The sequence below is a fragment of the Streptomyces sp. MK37H genome, assembly GCF_018035285.1.
Taxonomy (GTDB): Bacteria; Actinomycetota; Actinomycetes; order Streptomycetales; family Streptomycetaceae; genus Streptomyces; species Streptomyces endocoffeicus.
In genome coordinates this window covers 1-19,549 of the sequence record NZ_JAAAYH010000140.1, presented here as the reverse complement: position 1 = coordinate 19,549, position 19,549 = coordinate 1, and the positions used below count along the sequence as shown (strand labels likewise).

The 19,549-nt window shown below is 72.3% G+C and carries 19 protein-coding genes and 1 pseudogene; 11 read left to right on the top strand and 9 right to left on the bottom strand.

Annotation, left to right across the window (positions count from 1 at the left end; all coding sequences use genetic code 11):
- Positions 1 to 199, top strand: a 199-nt coding sequence (locus GWI24_RS20625) for a hypothetical protein (protein WP_210947398.1), incomplete at its 5' end; no start/stop codon positions are given.
- Entirely contained in the window at positions 192 to 1,163 is a 972-nt protein-coding gene (locus GWI24_RS20620; RefSeq protein WP_198275416.1) for a D-2-hydroxyacid dehydrogenase, read from the top strand. The genes GWI24_RS20625 and GWI24_RS20620, both read left to right, overlap by 8 nt.
- Positions 1,164 to 1,200: 37 nt before the next feature.
- On the opposite strand, the gene GWI24_RS20615 is transcribed toward GWI24_RS20620, so the two are convergent.
- Complete coding sequence (locus tag GWI24_RS20615; RefSeq protein WP_210947397.1) at positions 1,201 to 2,907, bottom strand: CocE/NonD family hydrolase; 1,707 nt, start codon at positions 2,905 to 2,907, stop codon at positions 1,201 to 1,203.
- 117 nt (positions 2,908 to 3,024) lie between these two features.
- Here GWI24_RS20615 and GWI24_RS20610 point away from each other — a divergent pair, with 117 nt between their 5' ends.
- Positions 3,025 to 3,747, top strand: coding sequence for a TetR/AcrR family transcriptional regulator C-terminal domain-containing protein (locus GWI24_RS20610; protein WP_210947396.1), 723 nt, complete (start codon positions 3,025 to 3,027; stop codon positions 3,745 to 3,747).
- A 91-nt stretch (positions 3,748 to 3,838) separates the two neighbouring features.
- On the opposite strand, the gene GWI24_RS20605 is transcribed toward GWI24_RS20610, so the two are convergent.
- Together GWI24_RS20605 and GWI24_RS20600 are read right to left on the bottom strand one after the other, a co-directional pair.
- Positions 3,839 to 4,297, bottom strand: a complete 459-nt coding sequence (locus tag GWI24_RS20605; protein ID WP_210947395.1) for an Rrf2 family transcriptional regulator — start codon at positions 4,295 to 4,297, stop codon at positions 3,839 to 3,841.
- A 33-nt stretch (positions 4,298 to 4,330) separates the two neighbouring features.
- Positions 4,331 to 5,527 carry an acyl-CoA dehydrogenase family protein gene (locus GWI24_RS20600; protein ID WP_210947394.1) on the bottom strand — a complete coding sequence of 399 codons (1,197 nt, stop codon included), beginning with the start codon at positions 5,525 to 5,527 and terminating at the stop codon, positions 4,331 to 4,333.
- 155 nt (positions 5,528 to 5,682) lie between these two features.
- On the opposite strand from GWI24_RS20600, the gene GWI24_RS46275 reads away from it, so the two are divergent.
- The 4 genes and pseudogenes from GWI24_RS46275 to GWI24_RS20580 all read left to right on the top strand — a co-directional run.
- Positions 5,683 to 6,723 (top strand): PAS domain-containing protein, encoded by a 1,041-nt coding sequence (locus tag GWI24_RS46275; RefSeq protein ID WP_210947393.1) that lies wholly within the window; start codon positions 5,683 to 5,685, stop codon positions 6,721 to 6,723.
- Positions 6,720 to 6,998 (top strand): PAS domain-containing protein, encoded by a 279-nt coding sequence (locus GWI24_RS20590; RefSeq protein ID WP_210947392.1) that lies wholly within the window; start codon positions 6,720 to 6,722, stop codon positions 6,996 to 6,998. The genes GWI24_RS46275 and GWI24_RS20590 overlap by 4 nt, the downstream gene beginning before the upstream one ends.
- Positions 6,983 to 7,237, top strand: coding sequence for a hypothetical protein (locus tag GWI24_RS20585; protein WP_210947391.1), 255 nt, complete (start codon positions 6,983 to 6,985; stop codon positions 7,235 to 7,237). Before GWI24_RS20590 ends, GWI24_RS20585 begins: the two co-directional genes overlap by 16 nt.
- Positions 7,204 to 7,521 (top strand): annotated as a pseudogene (locus GWI24_RS20580) (ATP-binding protein); the annotation flags it as partial. The gene GWI24_RS20585 and the pseudogene GWI24_RS20580, both read left to right, overlap by 34 nt.
- A 24-nt stretch (positions 7,522 to 7,545) precedes the next feature.
- Here the strand turns inward: GWI24_RS20580 and GWI24_RS20575 are convergent.
- Positions 7,546 to 8,286 (bottom strand): SDR family NAD(P)-dependent oxidoreductase, encoded by a 741-nt coding sequence (locus GWI24_RS20575; RefSeq protein ID WP_210947390.1) that lies wholly within the window; start codon positions 8,284 to 8,286, stop codon positions 7,546 to 7,548.
- Positions 8,287 to 8,509: 223 nt separating this feature from the next.
- Here GWI24_RS20575 and GWI24_RS20570 point away from each other — a divergent pair, with 223 nt between their 5' ends.
- Together GWI24_RS20570 and GWI24_RS20565 are read left to right on the top strand one after the other, a co-directional pair.
- Positions 8,510 to 9,328: an SDR family oxidoreductase gene (locus tag GWI24_RS20570; protein WP_210947389.1), complete on the top strand. Its 819-nt coding sequence runs from the start codon at positions 8,510 to 8,512 to the stop codon at positions 9,326 to 9,328.
- Positions 9,329 to 9,423: 95 nt separating this feature from the next.
- Positions 9,424 to 11,088, top strand: a complete 1,665-nt coding sequence (locus tag GWI24_RS20565; protein ID WP_247616648.1) for an IlvD/Edd family dehydratase — start codon at positions 9,424 to 9,426, stop codon at positions 11,086 to 11,088.
- A 70-nt stretch (positions 11,089 to 11,158) separates the two neighbouring features.
- On the opposite strand, the gene GWI24_RS20560 is transcribed toward GWI24_RS20565, so the two are convergent.
- The 4 genes from GWI24_RS20560 to GWI24_RS20545 form a co-directional block, all read right to left on the bottom strand.
- A complete protein-coding gene (locus GWI24_RS20560; RefSeq protein WP_210947387.1) occupies positions 11,159 to 12,169 on the bottom strand; it encodes an alpha/beta hydrolase in 1,011 nt (336 codons plus the stop codon).
- Positions 12,170 to 12,349: 180 nt separating this feature from the next.
- Entirely contained in the window at positions 12,350 to 13,081 is a 732-nt protein-coding gene (locus GWI24_RS20555) for a TIGR03943 family protein (protein WP_210947386.1), read from the bottom strand.
- On the bottom strand, positions 13,078 to 14,088 hold the full coding sequence (locus GWI24_RS20550; RefSeq protein ID WP_210947399.1) for a permease: 1,011 nt from the start codon (positions 14,086 to 14,088) through the stop codon (positions 13,078 to 13,080). The genes GWI24_RS20555 and GWI24_RS20550 overlap by 4 nt, the downstream gene beginning before the upstream one ends.
- Positions 14,089 to 14,264: 176 nt before the next feature.
- Complete coding sequence (locus GWI24_RS20545) at positions 14,265 to 15,419, bottom strand: Gfo/Idh/MocA family protein (protein WP_210947385.1); 1,155 nt, start codon at positions 15,417 to 15,419, stop codon at positions 14,265 to 14,267.
- Positions 15,420 to 15,530: 111 nt separating this feature from the next.
- On the opposite strand from GWI24_RS20545, the gene GWI24_RS20540 reads away from it, so the two are divergent.
- Together GWI24_RS20540 and GWI24_RS20535 are read left to right on the top strand one after the other, a co-directional pair.
- Complete coding sequence (locus GWI24_RS20540) at positions 15,531 to 16,538, top strand: LacI family DNA-binding transcriptional regulator (protein WP_210947384.1); 1,008 nt, start codon at positions 15,531 to 15,533, stop codon at positions 16,536 to 16,538.
- 106 nt (positions 16,539 to 16,644) lie between these two features.
- The gene (locus tag GWI24_RS20535; RefSeq protein ID WP_210947383.1) at positions 16,645 to 19,224 is read left to right on the top strand and encodes an alpha-L-arabinofuranosidase C-terminal domain-containing protein; all 2,580 of its coding nucleotides are present in this window, start codon (positions 16,645 to 16,647) and stop codon (positions 19,222 to 19,224) included.
- Positions 19,225 to 19,268: 44 nt separating this feature from the next.
- On the opposite strand, the gene GWI24_RS20530 is transcribed toward GWI24_RS20535, so the two are convergent.
- Positions 19,269 to 19,508, bottom strand: coding sequence for a hypothetical protein (locus GWI24_RS20530; protein WP_210947382.1), 240 nt, complete (start codon positions 19,506 to 19,508; stop codon positions 19,269 to 19,271).
- Between the last annotated feature and the right edge of the window lie 41 nt (positions 19,509 to 19,549).

Genomic DNA, 19,549 nt, shown 5'->3' with positions numbered 1-19,549 from the left:
CACCCTGGTTCAGCCGTCGGCCACCGTCAACGTCCACCGTGTTCCGTCGCTCGTCATCGGGTGGACACTCTGTCCGTTGTCCACTGCCGTGGTCTCGGCCACGCTTGAGGCGTCCGCCCGTACCCGTCACGCCCGTGGGAGCCCCGTCATGACCGATGCCACCGCCGCGGCCACCACCGTGGGAGCCGGACGTGGCTGACCGGCTGGTCGTCCTGTACCGGGACCATCTGCCGCCCAACCGGGCGCGGATCGAGTCCCTCGCCGAGACGGTGTACGCCACTGAGGAGGAGCTGCCGCTGTTCCTCCCCGGCGCGGACGCCCTGCTCGCGTGGTGGCCGCTGACCTCCGCGGTGGCCGGCGCCTGGCCGGACGATCCGGCGAAGGCCCCGCGCTGGGTGCATGTGGCCGCGGCGGGGGTGGAGCCGTTCCTCTTCCCCGCGCTGACCGGCAACCCCGAGGTGGTGCTCACCAACGCGCGGGGCGTCTACGACCGGCCCATCGCCGAGTACGTCCTGGGGCTGATCCTCTCCCTCGCCAAGGACTTCCCCGGCACCTGGGAGCATCAGCGCCGCCGGGAGTGGCGCCCCTCGGACAGCGAGCGCATCGGCAACCGTACGGTCCTGGTCTGGGGCACCGGCTCCATCGGGCGGGCCGTCGCCCGGCTGCTGCGCGCGGTCGGCATGCGGGTCAGCGGCGCCGGCCGCACACCACGGGCCGCCGACCCGGACTTCGGCGTGGTGCACGGCCCGGCGGGCCTGCGCGCGGCGCTGGGCGAGGCGGACTATGTGGTCCTGGCCGCCCCGCTCACCCCCGCCACCCGTGGCATGGTCGACGCGCCCGTACTGGCGGCGATGAAGCGGGGCGCGCGGCTGGTCAACGTCGGGCGTGGCCCGCTGGTCGACGAGCAGGCCCTCGTCGACGCCCTGGCCCAGGGCAGGCTGGCCGGGGCGGCGCTGGATGTCTTCACCCATGAGCCACTGCCGATGGAATCGCCCCTGTGGGAGATGCCGGGTGTCATCATCTCCCCGCACACCGCGGGCGAGGTCACGGACTGGCGCGCTGACCTGGGCGAACTCTTCCTCGACAATCTGCTCCGACGACGCGAGGGCCGCCCCCTGCGCAATGTGGTCGACAAGGCCCTCGGCTATGTGGTGGACGGATGAGACGGCCGCTGACGCCCCCCGCGCGCCAGCGACCGTTTCATCGTTCGGCGCGGACCTGAGGCAGCTCCAGCGCCGAGCCCCCGTGCACGGTGATGCGCACGGGCGTGAGGGTGGTCGCGTCGAGCGTCGGCTCGCCGCTTCCGGTGTTACGGGCGAAACGCGGGTGGGCTCCTCCGCTGATCTGGAGACGGACTCGGTGGCCGGGGACGAAGCGGTGGGCGGTGGAGCTCATCGGCACGGTGACCTCCAGGGGGTGTTCCGGTGTGGTGGGCAGCCGCACCAGCCCGTCGCACACATTGACGGAGCGGCCCTTTTCATCGACGTCGCACAGCCGGGCGAAGACATCGGCGTAGCCGGTGTCCGTGGAGATCCGCAGCCGTGCTGCCACCTGGCCGAGGACGTCCATGGGCTCGTTCATCGGCTCACTGGTGAACGTCAGCACATCGGGGCGCCCCTCGAGGTCGCCGTTGTCACGGCTTCCCGCGGTGGGCGAGAGCAGTGGCCCGCCGATGGACGGGGTGGGGTCGGCCGGGTCGTAGCGGAAGGCGGCGAGCGGGACGGACGCCTCGGACGGCTGCCGGATGAGCCGCCCGTCCCGCGCCGGGAACCACTGGCCGACGGCCGGGGAGGGCGGCCACTCGGCGAGGTCCCGCCAGTGCCCCTGGCCGCCGATGTGCACCCGCACCCCGGCCGGGCGCAGCCCCGAGCGGTCGTCGCACAGATGCGCGCGCAGCCAGGCGAGGCTTTCGGCGAAGACCTCCGGCCAGCCCTTCTGGAGCGCGGAGGTGTGGGTCCAGGGGCCGACGAGCAGGGAGGTGTCGCAGCCCGCCCGGCGCAGCCGGCCGTACTGCTCGAAGGTCTGGTCCACCAGCGCGTCATGCCACCCGCTGATCAGACAGGTGGGGACGCGCGAGGTGGCCGCGGCGCCGCCCGCGGACGCGCCCTCCCAGAACGGGTCATCGGCGTCCGGGTGGGACATCACCTCGTCCAGCCAGGGCACTTCACCCCCGAACCCGCGGACGTACGAGCCGCGGAGTGGCAGCGCCCGGGTCATCTCCGCAAGGTGGCGCCGCAGCCGCAGCATGGCCCGGAGGAAGGGACCGAACCCCCGGTGCTGGGAGGTCATACCGGAGCCGACGAGCAGCGCGTTCTCCAGTTGCAGGGCGCCGTTGCGGTGGAACAGGGCGTGCGGGTCGTGCAGGCCGACCTGCACCACCATCGCCCGTAGCTCCGGCGGCGGGTCCAAGGCGAGCGCCCACTGCGCATAGCCGAGATAGCTCGGGCCCAGGGTGCCCAGCGCGCCGTTGAACCAGGGCTGGTCGCGCAGCCAGTCCACGGTGGCCCGGCCGTCGGCCGCCTCGTTGCGCCACAGGTGGAACTCGCCGCCCGAGCCACCGGTGCCGCGGCAGCTCTGCAGCACGACATGGAAGCCCTGCTCGGCGAAGAGCACGCCGTACATGGGTGACCACGGCACTCCCCTGCCGTAGGGCGAGCGCACCAGCAGGGTGGGGAAGTCGCCGTCCGCGCGGGGGAAGTAGTGGTCCGTGCGAAGGAGGCCGCCGTCGGCTGCCGCGACCTCGAGGCCCGGCTCCCATCCGGCCTCGTACCGCTTGGCCGGAAGGCCGCGCCAGGTCGCCCTCATCATCCGTGCGGACAGCGGCGGCTTGCCCGAGGGCGCGACCCAGGTGGCTCCGGCCCCGCCGTCCGTGGCCCCGGACACTCCATCGCGCGTGTGTGACGTCATCCCGCGTTCCCCTCCGGTTCAATCTCGTACCACGTACGAGAATAGTAGATGCTTGGATGGATTCCGCAAGTCGCCATGGCGGGGCAAGTCGCCATGTGAGGAAGGAGCGATCAGGTCGTGGTGCGCGGTGACGGGTCCGACGCCGGAGGCGTCGACCCCCAGCAGCTGTGGCTGAACTCCGACCGCCCCCGCAAGGGGCGCAAACCCGCCTTCAGCCGGGCGGCGATCACCGCCGCGGCGGTCGCCCTCGCGGACGCGGAGGGAATCGACGCGGTCACCATGCGGCGGGTGGCCTCGCAGGTCGGCGCCGGGGTCATGTCGCTGTACAGCTACGCCCCCGACAAGGAGACGCTGCTGCAGCTGATGGTCGACCATGTGAGCGGCGAGCTGTCACCGCCGGACCCGCTGACCGGCGACTGGCGTGCCGACCTGAAGGCCATCGCCCATGCCCAGCGGGCTCTGATGCTCCGCCACCCCTGGCTCCCCACCGCGCTGTTCAACCGCCGCTGGTCCCTCGGGCCCAACACCCTGGCCTTCCTGGAACACGCGCTCGCCGCCCTGCGGCCCACCGCGCTGGACGGCGGTGCGAAGCTGGAGGTGTTCAGCCTGATCACCGGTTTCACCGCCAGGCTCGTCGCCGACGAGATCGCCCAGGCCGCGCTCTCCGCCTCGCCCGAGCGGGCCGCCGCCGAAGCCCGCTATCTCGCCGCGGTGGCCGCCGACGGACACCATCCGGAGCTCGCCGAGGCCCTCTCCGCCCCCGCACGCCCGCTCACCCCCGACGCCACGTTCGCCCGGCTGCTCGACCGCATGGTCGACGGCCTGGACGCCGGCCCGTAAGGCGGCCCGGGAGCCAGGGCGTGTTTCGAAAGTGGCGCCGTCCGCCCGGGGGCAGGCGGGACTTTCGAAACACGCCTGAGGGGCCCGGGAGCTAGGGGTTGGTCCACGCCTCCGGGTCCTCGGCGAGGTCCAGGACATCGCCGGGCAGCTTGGCCGCGGCCACCTCCGCGAGGGTCACCTCGCCGAGGATCTTGCGTACATTGGCCCGTACCGCGATCCACAGCGGCAGCAGCGACTCCGCCGGTCCGCAGTACGACAGCTCGGGCGGGCGCACTCCGCGCACCGACACCAGGGGGCCGTCGACCGCCCGGATCACCTCGGCGATGCTGATGGTGTCCGCCGGGCGGGCCAGCCGGTATCCGCCCTTGCCGCCGCGCTGGCTGGCCACCAGGCCGCCCCGGCGCAGATCGCCCAGGATCCCCTCGAGGAACTTGTGCGGGATGCCCTGCGCCCCGGCGATCACCTCGGCCTTGACGGAGGTGTCCTCCCCCGCCACGGCCAGTTCCAACGCCGCCCGCACCGCATAGTCCGCCTTCGCCGAGATCCGCATGCGCCGATTATCCGCCCCTTACGCACCGGGCCGTCAGAAGGGCAGGGTGAACGGGGGGTGCTCGCCGTTGAGGAAGTAGTCCCCGACCTCGTGGAGCCGGTGGGCGACGGGGTCGTAGAGGGTGTGGGTGCGCGCGTTGCGCCAGAAGCGGTCGAATCCGTAGACCGAGGAGGCGGAGCGGACGCCGACGACGTCCAGGGCGCGGGCGGTGGCGTCGTGGGCGGCCCGGGAGGCGGCGGCCTCGGCCGCGGCGGCCAGCACGGTGATCTCGGCGCATTCGTCGTCGGTCAGGTCCTCGCCGCGCGCCAGCCCGCCGTCCAGGGCCTCCAGCGCCTGATCGGCGAGGGCGGCGGCGGAGAAGGTGGCGACGGTGAGCTCCCCGTAGGTGGTCAGCGCGTGCGGATCGCGCGGGGAGGTCTGCGGCCAGGGCGCGTGCACCGCCCTGGTGTACTCGCGGGCCTCGGCGAGCACCCCCTGCGCGATCCCGAGACATATCTGCGCCGAGACCAGACGGCCGGTCGGCGCGGCCAGACCGCTGAACGGCGAGAGGGTGTCCTCGTCCCAGGAGAGCGGGCCGAGCACCGCGTCGTCCTCGACCGGCACCGCGTCGAACTCCACGCTTCCACCGGCCGCCAGCCGCTGCCCGAAGGTGTCCCCGTCGTCGCCGCCGCACACCACGCCGGGGTGGGCGGTGTCGACGAGGACGGCCAGCGGTTCGCCGGTGTCGGCGTGGGTGACGCGGACGGCAAGCCGGTCGGCGACCAGCACGCCGGTGGCGTACCCCTGGCGCCCGTTCACCAGCCCGCCGTTCCTCCCGGAGGTGAGCGTCAGCCGTGGCTCGCGCGGGGTCAGACCCCCGCCCCAGCACCACTGCCCGGCCGCCGACTCGCGCTCCACCCGGGCGGCGAGATCGGCCCCGCCGAAGAAGCGGGCGCTGAAGGACAGCAGGTAGTGACAGCCGAGCACCTGGCCGATCGCGCCGTCGGCCGCGGCGATTTTCCGTACGACGGCGCAGGCCGTGGACCAGCCCGCTCCCCCTCCCCCGTACTCGACGGGGATCAGCAGCGCCAGCAGCCCCGCCTCGCGGAGCCGCGCGATCTCGTCGTACGGCGTCTTGCCGGCCTGGTCGCGGACGACCGCGTCCGTGGCGAGGTCGTCCGCCGCCTCGCCGGCGATCTGCAGCCACCACGCGCGGTCGAGTGTTTCGGCCGCCGCATCCACCACCGTCACGCCCGCTCCCCTCCATCCGGCCGGACATCATCATTCCCTATTTTTCCAGTAGGGAAAATAGGGAAACTGGTGGGGGACGTCCAGCGAGCGATGTCCGGCATATGCCAGTGCTACGTTTGCCCGAGAACGCCCTATTCCGTGAGTGAGGTCCTGGGATGGCGGAGCGGCGCGGAGCAGACGCGGTGGGGCGCTCCCACTCATGGGGCGATGAACGGCTGTCCCTCCTCTCGGCGCTCGGCACCGCGCTCACCGACCGCGAAGTGCTGCAGCACGCCCTGGACCAGGCAGTCTCCGAGCTGGGCGGACTCGCGGGCCTGGTGCACTGGTCCTGCGGCCCGGCGGGGAGCCGTACGCTGCGCCTGGTCCTCGCCAGCGGGCTGCCGCCGCCCGCCCTGGGCGGGTGGGAGGAGATCCGCCAGGACGAGGCCCCGCTCGCCCCCGCCCGAGCCGTACGGGACGGCCGCTTCGTATGGCTGCCGGCGGCGTCCGGCGAGGCCGCCGGGGCCGGGGAGACCCCCGGGCCCGGGAAGACCGCCAAGTCCAGGGAGACCGCCAAGTCCAGGGAGACCGCCCGCGCCGCCTCCGGGAGACTCCCGGCGGCGACCACGGTGGCGTCCGTTCCGCTGACCGGTCCGGATGGGCCGGTGGGCGCGCTGTCCGTCCTCACCGGCCCGCGGGAGCCGACCCCCGAGCAGGCCGCCTTCCTCGAGGCGGTGGGGCGCTGGGCGGAGCCCCGCCTCTCGCGCTCGGGAGCCGGGGTCGGCGACTGCGACGAGTACCCGTGGTGGCAGCAGCGGCCGGGCGGCTCGATGGTCCAGCAGTCCCTGGACGCGGTCAAGGCCGGTTCCTGGGAATGGGGCATCCACACCGGTGAGATGCGCTGGGACCGGGCGGGGCTGACACTTCTCGGCCTCCCCCGCGGCTACGAGCGGCGGATCGAGAGCTGGCTCAACCTCATCCACCCCGAGGACATGCCGCGGGTGATGGCCGCCACCGAGAAGTCGCTGCGCGAGCGCAGCGGCTACGAGGCCGAGTACCGGGTCCGCCGCCCGACGGCACCACCGGCTGGGTGCGGAGCCGCGCCCATCTCGAGCTCGACGCGAACGGCGAGCCGGTCCGCATGCTCGGGAAGGTCTGGGACACCACCGAGAGCCGGATGGCACGGGAGTCGGTGGGGGAGGCACTGCGGTACATGAGCGACGCGTTCTTCGCGGTGAACCGGGACTGGCGGATCACCTTCCTCAATGTCGAGGCCGAGCGCCTGGTCGGCCCGGCCGGAGAGGTGCTCGGCCGGCCGCTCTGGGAGGGCCCCGCGGGCACGGTCCCCGAGCTGGAGGACCGCTGCCGGCGCGCCGCGGACGACAGAAGACCGACCGGGTTCGACATCCAGTGGCCCACCGACGGCCGCTGGTACCACATACGGCTGGTCTCCGTGCCCGAATACGGCTGGTCTCCGTGCCCGATGGGCTGACGGCCTGTCTCACCGATGTCACCGAAGGACGCACCCAGGCCGCACGGCGCGCGGAGGCCGAGCGGATCGGCACCGAACAGGCCGTCCGGATCAGCGAGTTGGGCAACGCGCTCGCCGAAGCGGTGACCACCCAGGACGTCGTCGAGGTCGTCGCCGAACATGTCCTGCCGCCGTTCGGCGCATCGGGTCTGCTGATCGAAACCCTGAACAGCTCGAGGCATGGGGTCTCGACGAGCTAGTCATGACCACGGAACTACTGGCCAGCGAGCTCGTCGCCAATGTCGTCCGGCACGCCAGGGGGCCCATCCGGCTCCGGCTGATCCGCGGGAGATCGCTGATCTGTGAGGTCTCGGACGCCGGCGCCACCACTCCCCGGATCCGCCGGGCCGCCGAGACGGACGAGGGAGGACGGGGGCTGCAACTGGTCTCCGCGCTCTCGCAGCGCTGGGGTACCCGCTACGCCGCCGAGGGCAAGTGCATCTGGACGGAACAGCCCATCGCGTGGACCGGCGCACCGCCCTGAGGCGGCCCCAGGGCCCGGCGTGCGTCAGCCCAAGGCGAGCTCGCCGCCCCGGGCCTCCAGGATGGCGCCGGTGATGTAGCTCGCCCGCGAGGAGACGAGGAAGAGCACGGCTTCGGCGATCTCCTCGGGCGCCGCGGGCCGGTCCAGGACCGTGGCCCGCGCCACGGTCCGCAGAGCCTCCGCCCCCATCTCGGAGGTGCCCGGGGTGCGGACCGGGCCCGAACGGACGGCGTTGACCCGGACTCCCCGGCCGCCGAACTCATCGGCCCACACCCGGGTCAGCAGCTCAAGCGCGGCCTTCGAGGCGCCGTACGCCCCGGCGTTGCGGGCGGGGGCACCGGCGGCGATGGTGCTGAGGTTGACGATGGCCCCGTGGCCCCGGGCGGCCATACCCGGCGCGAGCCGCCCGACCAGCAGAAGCGGTGCGCGGGCGTTGATGGCCATATGGACGTCGAACATCTCGGACGAGGTCCCGGCGGTGTCCGCGAACCGGTAGACACCCGCGTTGTTGACCAGGATGTCCACGTCCCCGGCCTCGGCGGCCAGCCGCCGCACATCGTCGGCCTCGGTCAGATCCGCCGCCACGAACCTGGCCGTGGCCCCCGCCGCGGACACCTCCTGGACCACATCCGCACCCCGGCGCGCGTCCCGGCCGTGGACGACGACCTCGGCCCCCAGCGCCCCCAGCCGCAGGGCCACGGCCCGGCCGATCCCCGCCGTGGCGCCCGTGACCAGGGCCGTGGCACCGGACAGCTCACCACTCATGCGGACACTCCTCACCGTAGGCCGGACACCGATCCACACCACACGCACCGGATGATTACCGCACCCACCCCCACCGGGCCGTACGGCTCGCCGCCCCAGGGGCTGAACGGACGTCCGCGCGGAGCCGCCGAATGGCGCCGGGCCGAGCTCGGCTTCGCCGATGACGCGGAGGACGCCGTGACACGATCTTCCGCGTGGCGCTCGTCTTTGCTGTACTGCGGGGATGCGGGAGACATCGTCAACCAGCCATGTCGCCCTGGTGACGGGGGCGAACCAGGGGATCGGCGCCGCGACGGCACGAGCGCTGGCGGCCCGCGGTGTCGCGGTGCTCTGCACCTATTGGCGCCCGCCACACGGCACCGGCGAGGGGGACGCCCCGGACCCGTACCACGCCGCGCGATCCACCGATGGTGAAGAGGTCGCGGCGGAGATCCGCCGGGCCGGAGGGCGGGCCGAGGCTTTTGAGGCGGACCTCGGCGACCCGGCGGTTCCGGAGCGGCTCTTCGACCTCGCCGAGGACCGCCTGGGCCCGGTCGACATCCTGGTCAACAACGCCTCGGGGTGGATCCAGGACACCTTCACCCCCGATCCGGCCGACCGGTTCGACCGGCCGCTGCGCCCCGTCACCGCGGAGACCTGGTCCCGCCAGTTCTCGGTGGACGCGATGGCGCCCGCGCTGCTGATCGGCGAGCTGGCCCGCCGCCACCGGGCACGCGGTGCCGACTGGGGGCGGATCGTGGGCCTGACGTCGGGAGGGGAGCTCGGTTTCACCGGAGAGGTGTCCTACGGCGCGGCGAAGGCCGCACAGACCGACTACACCCTGTCGGCGGCCGCGGAGCTGGCCGACCTCGGCATCACGGCCAATGTGGTGCAGCCGCCCGTGACCGACACCGGGTGGGTCACGGACGAGGTCCGGCGGTTCGTCGCAGCGAGCGCCACCCATTTCCATGTCGCCGATCCGGCCGAGGTCGCGAAGACCATCGTCTTCCTCGCCTCGGACGAGGCCGCGCTCATCACCGGAAACGTCATCACCCTTCACTGACAAGGATCGCCAGAGGGAGTGCAGAAGTGACTGACACGGGAACACACGGCCGCCGGCGCAGCGCGGCCTGGTTCGGCGCGGAGGGCCGGTCCGGGATGGTCTACCGGTCCTGGATGCGCAACCAGGGCCATACGAGTGAGGTGTTCGACGGCCGTCCGGTGATCGGCATCGCCACGACGTGGTCGGAGCTGGCGCCCTGCAACAGCCATCTGCAGCGGGTGGCGGAGTCGGTGAAGCGCGGGGTGTGGCAGGCCGGTGGCTTTCCGCTGGAGTTCCCCGCGATGGCGCTGGGCGAGACGCTGATGCGGCCCACCGCGATGCTGTACCGCAATCTGCTGGCCATGGAGGCCGAGGAGCTGATGCGGGCCAATCCGCTGGACGGTGTGGTGCTGCTGTCCGGCTGTGACAAGACCACCCCGGGTCTGCTGATGGCCGCCTCCAGCGTCGATCTGCCGGCCATCATGGTCACCGGCGGCCCGATGCTGAACGGCAAGTACCGGGGCGGGGATGTGGGCTCGGGCACCCAGGTGTGGCGGTTCGAGGCCGAGTTGGCGGCCGGGCGGATGACCCAGGAGGAGTGCTTCTTCGCCGAGGGCTGTATGGCCCGGTCCAACGGGCACTGCATGACCATGGGCACCGCGTCCACCATGGCGTCGATGGCCGAGGCACTCGGTATGCAGCTGCCGTACTCGGCGAGCTGGCCGGCGGTGGACTCGCGGCGGTACGAGACGGCGCAGCGCGCCGGGCAGCGGATCGTGGCCATGGTGGAGGAGGATCTGCGGCCGTCGCAGATCATGACCCGGGAGGCGTTCGAGAACGCGATCCGGGTCAACGCGGCCATCGGCGGCTCCACCAACGCGGTGATCCATCTGCTGGCCATCGCGGGGCGGCTGGGGGTGCCGCTGGCTCTCGACGACTTCGACGCGCTGGCCCGGGAGGTGCCCACGCTGGTCGATCTGCAGCCCTCCGGACGGTTCCTGATGGAGGACTTCTGCTACGCCGGTGGGCTGCCGGTGGTGATGCGCGAGCTGGGCGCGCTGCTGCACCCGGAGCCGACCACGGTGACCGGCCGTACGGTGGCGGAGAACGTCGCCGACGCCGAGTGCTGGAACCGTGAGGTGATCCGGACGCTGGACGACCCGTTCCAGGAGGCGGGCACCGGCACCGCCGTACTGCGCGGCAATCTCGCACCGAACGGCGCGGTGATCAAACAGTCCGCCGCATCGCGCCATCTGCTCACCCACCGCGGCCAGGCCCTGGTGTTCGACACCCCGGAGGACTACCTCGCCGTGCACGCGGACGAGGATCTGCCGGTGGACGAGAACACCGTGCTGGTGATCCGGGGCAGCGGCCCGCGCGGTTACCCGGGCATGCCCGAGGTGTCCAATGTGGTGCTGCCACCCAAGTTGCTGCGCAAGGGCGTCGAGGACATGGTGCGCATCTGTGACGGCCGGATGTCCGGCACCGGCTTCGGCACCGTGGTGCTCCATGTGTCCCCCGAGTCCGCCGTCGGCGGCCCGCTGGCGCTGGTGCGCGACGGCGACTGGATCACCCTGGACGTCCCGGCGCGTACGCTGACCCTGGAGGTGGGCGAGGAGGAGCTGGAGCGCCGGCGGGCCGCCTGGGAGCCCCCGCCGCCGGTCGCCGACCGGGGCTGGAGCAGGCTCTACACCGAGCATGTGCTGCAGGCGGACCAGGGCCTGGACCTGGACTTCCTGGTCGGCGGCAGCGGACATCCGGTGCCCCGCGAGTCCCACTGACCACTGACTCTCACGGTCGTGCGGTGGTCCGCCTACGGATCACCACACGACCGTCCCTACGCGGCCGCCGTCAGTGGGCCAGGAGCCTGCGCAGCCACCGCAGCCGCGCCTCCCGGGCGTCCCGCGAGACGGCCGCCCGCGGTGCCATGCCCGAGAATCCGTGGAAGGCACCCGGCCAGACGTGCAGTTCGGCCTGTCCCCCGGCTCGCCAGATGCGGCCGGCGTAGTCGACGTCCTCGTCGCGGAAGGTTTCCGCGGCCCCTACGTCGATGAACGCGGGGGGCAGACCGGACAGGTCCGTCGCCCGGGCCGGTGCGGCGTAGGGCGACACGTCGTCACCACCGCGTGCGGCGCCGAGCAGCGCAGTCCACCCGGCCTCATTGGCAGCCCTGTCCCACACCCCGACTCCTGCCATCTGCAGGGCGGAGGGCGTGTCGTTGCGGTCGTCCAGCATGGGGCACATCAGCAGTTGTCCGAACAGGGCGGGGCCGCCGCGGTCCCGGGCCATCAGGGCGACCGCGGCAGCGAGGCCGCCACCGGCGCTGCCCCCGACGACGATGAGGTGTCCGGGGTCGATGCCGAGCTCGGCGGCGTGTTCGGCCGTCCACACCAGACCGGCGTAGCAGTCCTCGACCGGTCCGGGGTGCTGGGTCCCGGGTGCCAGGCGGTACTCGACGGAGACCACGGAGAGCCGCAGCTCCTGGGCGAGGTCGAGCATCTCCGGCACGCCCGTGCGGTTGTCCCCGACCGTCATACCGCCCCCGTGGATGTGGTAGAGCGCGGGCACCGGAGTGGCCGCGTCCGCCAAGCGGCAGATCAGCAGGGAGACGTCCGGCGCGCCCACCGGGCCGGGGACGGACCGCTCCTCGACCCGGAATACCCCGTCGCGCTCCAGGGCCTCGTTCGTCACCGGCTCCATGCCGGGCACGTCCTGAGGGGGCGTCGCACCCGGATCGGCCCCGGAGCCGCCGGGCGGCAGGAGCTCATGGATGGCCGCGAGCGCCGTGGTGAGTTCCGGGTCGAACGGCGGCGGTGGCCCGAGTGGTGCGGTGGCCGTACGTACGGGCGAGGTGTGCTCCATGGTCGGCTCCCAGGGTGGTGGCAGGAAGGACTCCTATGGTCGGCCGCCCACTGCCCCAAGATCAGCAGCCGCGCGGCGGATTGTATCGGCCGGGTGGCGGGGCGGGACGGGGTGGCCTGACGAGCGGTCAGCCCCCAACCGCTTCAGCTCTCGAGGTTCAGCCGCTCCAGCTCCCGTCGTTCAGCCGTTCCAGCTCTCGTCGTACGGATCGCGCGGGGCCGGGACCGGCCTGGCCCGGCTGACCTCGAGGTACGGGATGGCGCCACCGCCCACCGGGTCCTTGGTCCGTTTGCGGGTGTAGGTGCCGATGACCTGGAGCCAGGTGTCGGGTTCCAGCACCGCGGGGATCCGCCCGGTCAGGCCGATCTTGACGGGCTGGGCGTCGGCGGCGCAGCAGTTGAGCGCCATCCGGACGAGGTAGGGGGCGCCGTGGCCGTCGAGCGCGACGAAGCCGGTGATTTTGACCCTCCGGTGCTCCAGGGAGCGCCCGTGGTCGTACACCGCGCGCCCGGCGTAGTCGGCCACATTGAGCGGCAGCGGGTCCCCGGCGGGCAGGGCGGGGAAGCCCCAAGGGCGTTGCAGCGCCGTGCCGGTGTGCATGGCCGTGTACGAGCCGAGCGCGGGCGGCGCCACCAGGATGAGGGCGAACAGCGGAAGCACGAGGAGCCAGGAGACGCGGGGCTCCCGGTGGGCGTGGCCGCCTTCGCCCTCCCCCGCGTCCTCACCGGCCGGGCGCGTCCGCCGCTCGTACCAGACGGTGGCGACGGCGGCCGCCATCAGGACGACACCGGCCGCGAGGAGCAACGGGCGCAGCCCCGCCTTCACATAGCGCAGATAGAGGTCGGTGGATCCGGCCCGCAGCACCGCCCCGCCGACCAGGAACAACACGATCGCCTGAGCCTTCCGGTTCACAGCAGCACCGCCCCGACCAGGGTCGACACCAGGACGGCGAGGACGAAGGTGGCGGGCGCGAACCGCAGCGCGAACCCACGGCCGAACGTGCCGGTCTGCATGGCGAACAGCTTCAGGTCGATCATCGGCCCGACGACGAGGAACGCGAGCCGGGCGGTGAGCGAGAACTGCGACAGGGACGCGGCCACGAAGGCGTCGGCCTCGGAGCAGATCGACAGCAGCACCGCGAGGACCGCCAGGGCGAGGATCGACACGACCGGGTCATCGGCCGCGCCGCGCAGCCAGCTCGCCGGGACCACGGCCTTGAGGGTGGCCGCGGCCATCGCGCCGACGACGAGGAAGCCACCGGCGTGCATCACATCGTGGCGTACGGACGACCAGAACGCGGCGCCCTTTCCGTGGCCGTGGAAGGCGGGGCGGGCCGGTGGGCGCAGCCAGTCGGCCCGCCCCAGCCGCTGCCACAGCCAGCCCATCGCACACGCCACGAACAGACTCGCCACGAACCGGGCGAACACCATCTGCGGCTGGCGGGGGAACGCGACCGCGGTGGCGGTCAGCACGATCGGGTTGATCGCCGGGGCGGACAGCAGGAACGCCAGCGCGGCCGCGGGGGTGACGCCCCTACGCACCAGCGCCCCGGCCACCGGTACGGAGGCGCATTCACAGCCGGGCAGCACCGCCCCGGCCACGCCCGCCACCGGCACCGCGACGGCGGGCCGCCGCGGCAGCGCGCGGGCGAAGAACGACGGCGGGACGAACACCGCGATGAGCGCCGACAGCAGCACCCCGAGCACGAGGAAGGGCAGGGCCTGGAGGACCACCGCGGTGAACACGGTCATCCAGCTCTGCGCCACCGGAGCCGACAGCGCCCGGCGGACCGGCCCCTGCGCGACCACCACCACGAGCAGCAGCATGATGAGCCCGAGGGAGCAATCGAACCGCCCGCCCCGCGGATCGCCCGCGTCGCGGCGGCCGGCCTCGGTCGAGGCCGCTTCGGTCGAGGCCACTTCGGTCGAGGCCACTTCGGTCGAGGCCGCTTCGGTCGTGGTGGTCACGGGTGAGGTACCTCCGGCGTCGAGGGTGCGTGGCGCGGTTCCCCGCCCCCTCCAGTACGCCGGTTCGGCCCCGTGTGCTCACTGCGGCCGCCATGGGCCGGAAGTCACCCTGGCGTCCGCCGCTTCGCTCAGCCCGGGCTCACCCACGTGCCCAGGTCGGCGGAGCGGGTCATGGCGTCCAGCACGGTGGCGCTGTGCACGGCGTCGTCCAGGGTGGCGCCATACGCGGTGCCCTCGGCGATGGAGCGCAGGAAGTGGTACGCCTCGATCACCTTCAGATCGTCATAGCCCATGCCATTGGCCGAGCCGGGCTGGAAGGCGGCGTACTCGCCGTGTCCGGGGCCGACGTACACGGTGGACACGGGCTGGTCCTGGTACGCGGTGCCCTGGCTGACGCCGAGTTCGCCCATGCGCCGGAAGTCCCAGAACACCGCGCCCTTGGTGCCGTGGATCTCGAAGCCGTAGGTGTTCTGTTCGCCGACCGAGACCCGGCACGCCTCCAGCACCCCGCGGGCACCGGAGGCGAAGCGCAGCAGGCAGGAGACGTAGTCCTCGTTCTCCACCGGGCCCAGGTCGCCGCCGGTGGCCCGGGTGTGACCGGCGGTGGCGCCGGTGGGGCGGGCCCGCTCGGGCACGAACACGGCGGTGTCGGCGGTCAGCGCGTCGATCTCGCCGAGCAGGAAGCGGGCCAGGTCCACCCCGTGCGAGGCGAGGTCGCCCAGCACTCCGCTGCCGCCACGCGCCCGTTCGTACCGCCAGGTCAGGGCACCTTCGGGGTGGGCGGCATAGTCGCTGAAGAGACGGACCCGGGCATGGGTGACGGTGCCGATCTCCCCTGCAGCGATCATGGCGCGGGCGGTCTGGACGGCGGGTGCGTTGCGGTAGTTGAAGCCGACCGCGCCCTGGACCCCGGCCTCGGCCACGGCCCCGGCGACGGCGCGGGCGTCGTCGGCGGTGAGCCCGACCGGCTTCTCGATCCAGATGTGCTTGCCCGCCCGGGCCATGGCGACGCCGATCTCGCGGTGCAGGAAGTTCGGCGCGGCGATGCTCACCGCCTGGACGCGGGGGTCGGCGGCGACCTCCTGCCAGTCCCGGGCGGCGGTGGCGAAGCCGTACCGCCCGGTGGCCTCCTCGGCCCGGCCGGGCACCTCGTCGGCGACGGCGACCAGTTCGGGCCGTACGGACAGCTGCGGGAAGTGGTGCGGCAGCCGGACGTACGCCTGGGTGTGCACCCGTCCCATCCAGCCGAATCCCACGACGGCGACCCCGAGCGTACTCACCATGACTGCCCCTCTTTGGACCGTTCCAGATCTCTCTCGGCCCACACTGAAAGCCCTCTCCGCAGGTGTCAACCCCTTTGACAACCGCGTTCACCCTGTGGAACGGTCCAGACCATGAGACCACCGACGATCCGCGATGTCGCCGAACGGGCCGGAGTGTCGAAGTCGCTGGTCTCCCTGGTGCTGCGCGGCTCCCAGCAGGTGCGCCCCGAGAAGCGGCGGGCCGTCCTGGCCGCCGTCGAGGAGCTCGGCTACCGGCCCAACGCCGCCGCGCGCAGCCTCAGCGAGCGGCGCACCCGGACCGTCGGGGTGCTCCTCAACGACCTGCGCAACCCCTGGTTCGTGGAGCTGCTCGACGGCCTCAACTCCGAGCTGTACGCGAGCGGTCTGCGCACCCTGCTGGCCGACGGCCGGCTCAACCGGCGGCTCGGCGAGGACCTCACCCACACCTTCACCGAGCTGCGGGTGGACGGCCTGATCGCCGTGGGCACGCTCCCGGACCCGGCGGCGGTGCGCACGGCGGCCGCGCGGGTGCCCACGGTGGTCGCGGGCACCCGCGAGCCCGTGCTGCCCGACGTGGACATCGTCGCGGGCGACGACGAGCTCGGCGCCCGCCTGGCCACCGAGCACCTCATCGGCCTGGGCCACCGGCACATCGCCCATATCGCGGGACAGGGCGTGGTGGGCGAACTGCGCCGCCGTGGCTTCGAGGCGGTCATGCGCGAGCACGGCCTGTCCGGGTCGGCGACCGTGGAGCAGGGCGATCTGACCGAGGAGGGCGGCTACCGGGCCACGGTCCGGCTGCTGAGCGCGCCGCACCGGCCCACCGCCGTCTTCGCGTTCAACGACATGGCCGGGGTGGGCGCCCTGTCGGCCGCCGAGGAGCTCGGCCTGCGGGTGCCGGGCGACCTCTCCCTCGTCGGCTACGACAACACCTATCTCGCGCGGCTGCGTCATCTGTGGCTCACCACCGTGGACAACGCGGGTCATGACATCGGCCGCCGCGCCGCGCGCCGCCTGCTCGACCGGATCGCCGACCCCGCCCGCCCCGGCGAGGTGGCCCTCACCGCCCCGGTCCTCGAGGTCCGCGGTACGACGGCGCCGCCGCGTCCGGCGGACTGACCGTCGCGCACCGGCCATTGACGCCCCGTCGGTCCCCTGCCTATCGTCCGTTCGAAGTACTGAGCAGTGTCCGATATTTCGAACATTCTGCGGTACAGGAGTCGCCATGCGATCAACGGGACGTACCAGACGGGGCCTCGGCCTCACCGTGAGCGCTCTGCTCACCACCTCGCTCGCCGCCGCGTTGCTCACCGACCCCACGGCCGCCGGGGCCTCCTCCTCGGCCGTGACCGACTACTCGATCACCGTCGATCCGGACCGCGCGGGCCCGGAGATCGACGACGCGATGTACGGCGTCTTCTACGAGGACATCAACCGCGCGGCGGACGGCGGGCTGTACGCCGAGCTCGTCCAGAACCGGTCCTTCGAGTACGACGCCGCCGACAACGCCTCGTACACCCCGCTCACCTCGTGGACCGAGACCGCGACCGGCGGCGCCACCGGCACGGCGCGCGTGGTGAACGACGCGGCGCGGCTCAATGAGAACAACCGCGACTATCTGCGGCTGGACCTCCACGGGGACGGTGGCGGCGCCGGGGCGGGGTACGGCGTCACCAACTCCGGCTACAACACCGGCATCGCGGTCCAGGCCGGAAAGAAGTACGACTTCTCGGTGTGGGCCCGCACCGAGAATCCCACGGGCACCCCGCTGACGATCGGTCTGCACACCGCCTCGGGTTCCACCGCGCTCGCCACGCCGCTGCGCGCCACCGTGCGGGGGGACCGCTGGACGAAATACACCGGGACGCTCACCGCGCGCGCCACGGACACCACCGGACGGCTCGCGGTGACCGCGGGCGGCGGCGGCACCGTGCGGCTCGACATGGTCTCCCTCTTCCCCCGGGACACCTACCAGAGCCGCCCGAACGGGCTGCGCAAGGACCTGGCGGAGAAGATCGCCGCGCTGAAGCCGGGCTTCCTGCGCTTCCCGGGCGGCTGTCTGGTGAACACCGGAAGCCACAAGTCGTACGAGGCGCCGGGCTGGGAGCGCAAGCGGTCCTACCAGTGGAAGGACACCGTCGGCCCGGTCGAGGAGCGGCCCACCAACGCCAACTTCTGGGGCTACAACCAGTCCTACGGCCTCGGCTACTACGAGTACTTCCAGTTCGCCGAGGACATCGGGGCCACACCGCTGCCCGTGGTGCCCGCGCTCGTCACCGGCTGCGGCCAGAACAAGGCCACCGACGACCCCGAGCTGCTCAAGCGCCACATCCAGGACACCCTCGACCTGATCGAGTTCGCCAATGGGCCGGTGACCTCCACCTGGGGCAAGAAGCGCGCACAGATGGGCCATCCGACCCCCTTCGGCCTGGACCGTCTGGAGGTGGGCAACGAGGAGAACCTCCCCGACGCCTTCTTCGAGCGCTTCACCGAGTTCCGCGAGGCCATCGAGGCGAAGCACCCGGAGATCACGGTGATCAGCAATTCCGGGCCCGACGACAGCGGTGTCACCTTCGACCGCGCGTGGGAGCTGAACCGCGCGGCCAAGGTGAAGATGGTCGACGAGCACTACTACAACAGCCCGCGGTGGTTCCTGGAGAACAACAACCGCTATGACTCCTACGACCGCCAGGGCCCGAAGGTGTTCCTCGGCGAATACGCCTCGCAGGACAACCGCTTCTCCAACTCCCTCGCCGAGGCCGCGTACATGACCGGCCTGGAGCGCAACGCCGATGTGGTGAAGATGGCCTCCTACGCCCCGCTGCTGGCCAACGAGGACTACATCCAGTGGCGGCCGGATCTGATCTGGTTCGACAACGCCGCCGCCTGGGGCTCGACCAGCTATGAGGCCCAGAAGCTGTTCATGAACAATGTCGGGGACCAGGTGGTGCCGAGCCAGGCGTCCGCCACCCCGTCCCTCCCCTCCGGCCCGATCACCGGCGCCGTCGGCCTGTCCACCTGGGCCACCAGCGCCGCGTACGACGATGTCCAGGTCACCTCGGCGGACGGGTCCACCCTGCTCAGCGACGACTTCTCCGGCGGCGACGGCAAGTGGACCAAGGCCACCGGGACCGGCTCCTGGCAGGTGCGGGACGGCGCGTACGTCCAGTCCGACACCGCCGCCGAGAACACGATGGTCATCGCGGGCGACAGCGGCTGGCAGAACTACGACCTGAAGCTGAAGGCCACCAAGCGCGCGGGCAGCGAGGGCTTCCTCATCGCCTTCGGGGTCAAGGACACCGGCAACTACTACTGGTGGAACCTCGGCGGCTGGGGCAACACCCGGTCCGCCGTGGAGAAGGCCACGGACGGCGCCAAGCAGACGATGGCCGAGGACGGCACGAGGATCGAGACGGGCCGGGCGTACGACGTGCGGACCGAGGTCCGCGGCCGGCAGGTGACGCTGTACCTGGACGGGAAGAAGTGGGGCGCGTTCACCGATGACAAGGTGGCCGAGCCGTTCCGCCAGGTGGTGACCCGCGACAAGGCCACCGGTGAGCTCATCGTCAAGGTGGTCAACGCCCAAGACGCCGCCGCCCGCACCCGGATCGACCTCGGCCAGGGGGTCAAGGTCCGGCGGACCGCACGGCTGACCACGCTCCAGGGCGACCCGGACGCGGTGAACACCGCCACGGATCAGCCCATCAAGCCGAGCAGTTCCACGTTCGACGGTGTGGACAGCACGTTCAGCTACACCTTCCCGGCCAACTCCATCACCTTCATGCGGATCGCCACGCGGAAGTGAGGCGGGCTCGCGGCCGGTGACCCGAGCGGTCACCGGCCGCGGTCTCATCCACGGCTTCGATCGCTGAGCGCACCGCCCGCCGCGCCCACCGCCAGGCCGAGGACGACCATCACCACATAGCTGTAGACCTCATAACCATCCGGGACGAGGAAGCGGACGAACCGCATGAAGTGGAGCCAGCCCCACCATTCGTGCAGCAGACCGCTTCCGCCGCCGACGACGAGGGTGAAGGAGAGCAGATGCGATACGGCGGCGAGCGGGGAGGTGTCCTTGGTGGATGTCATGGCCCGAACCTAGGCGGGCCGCCCCGGGCGGCGGATCGGGC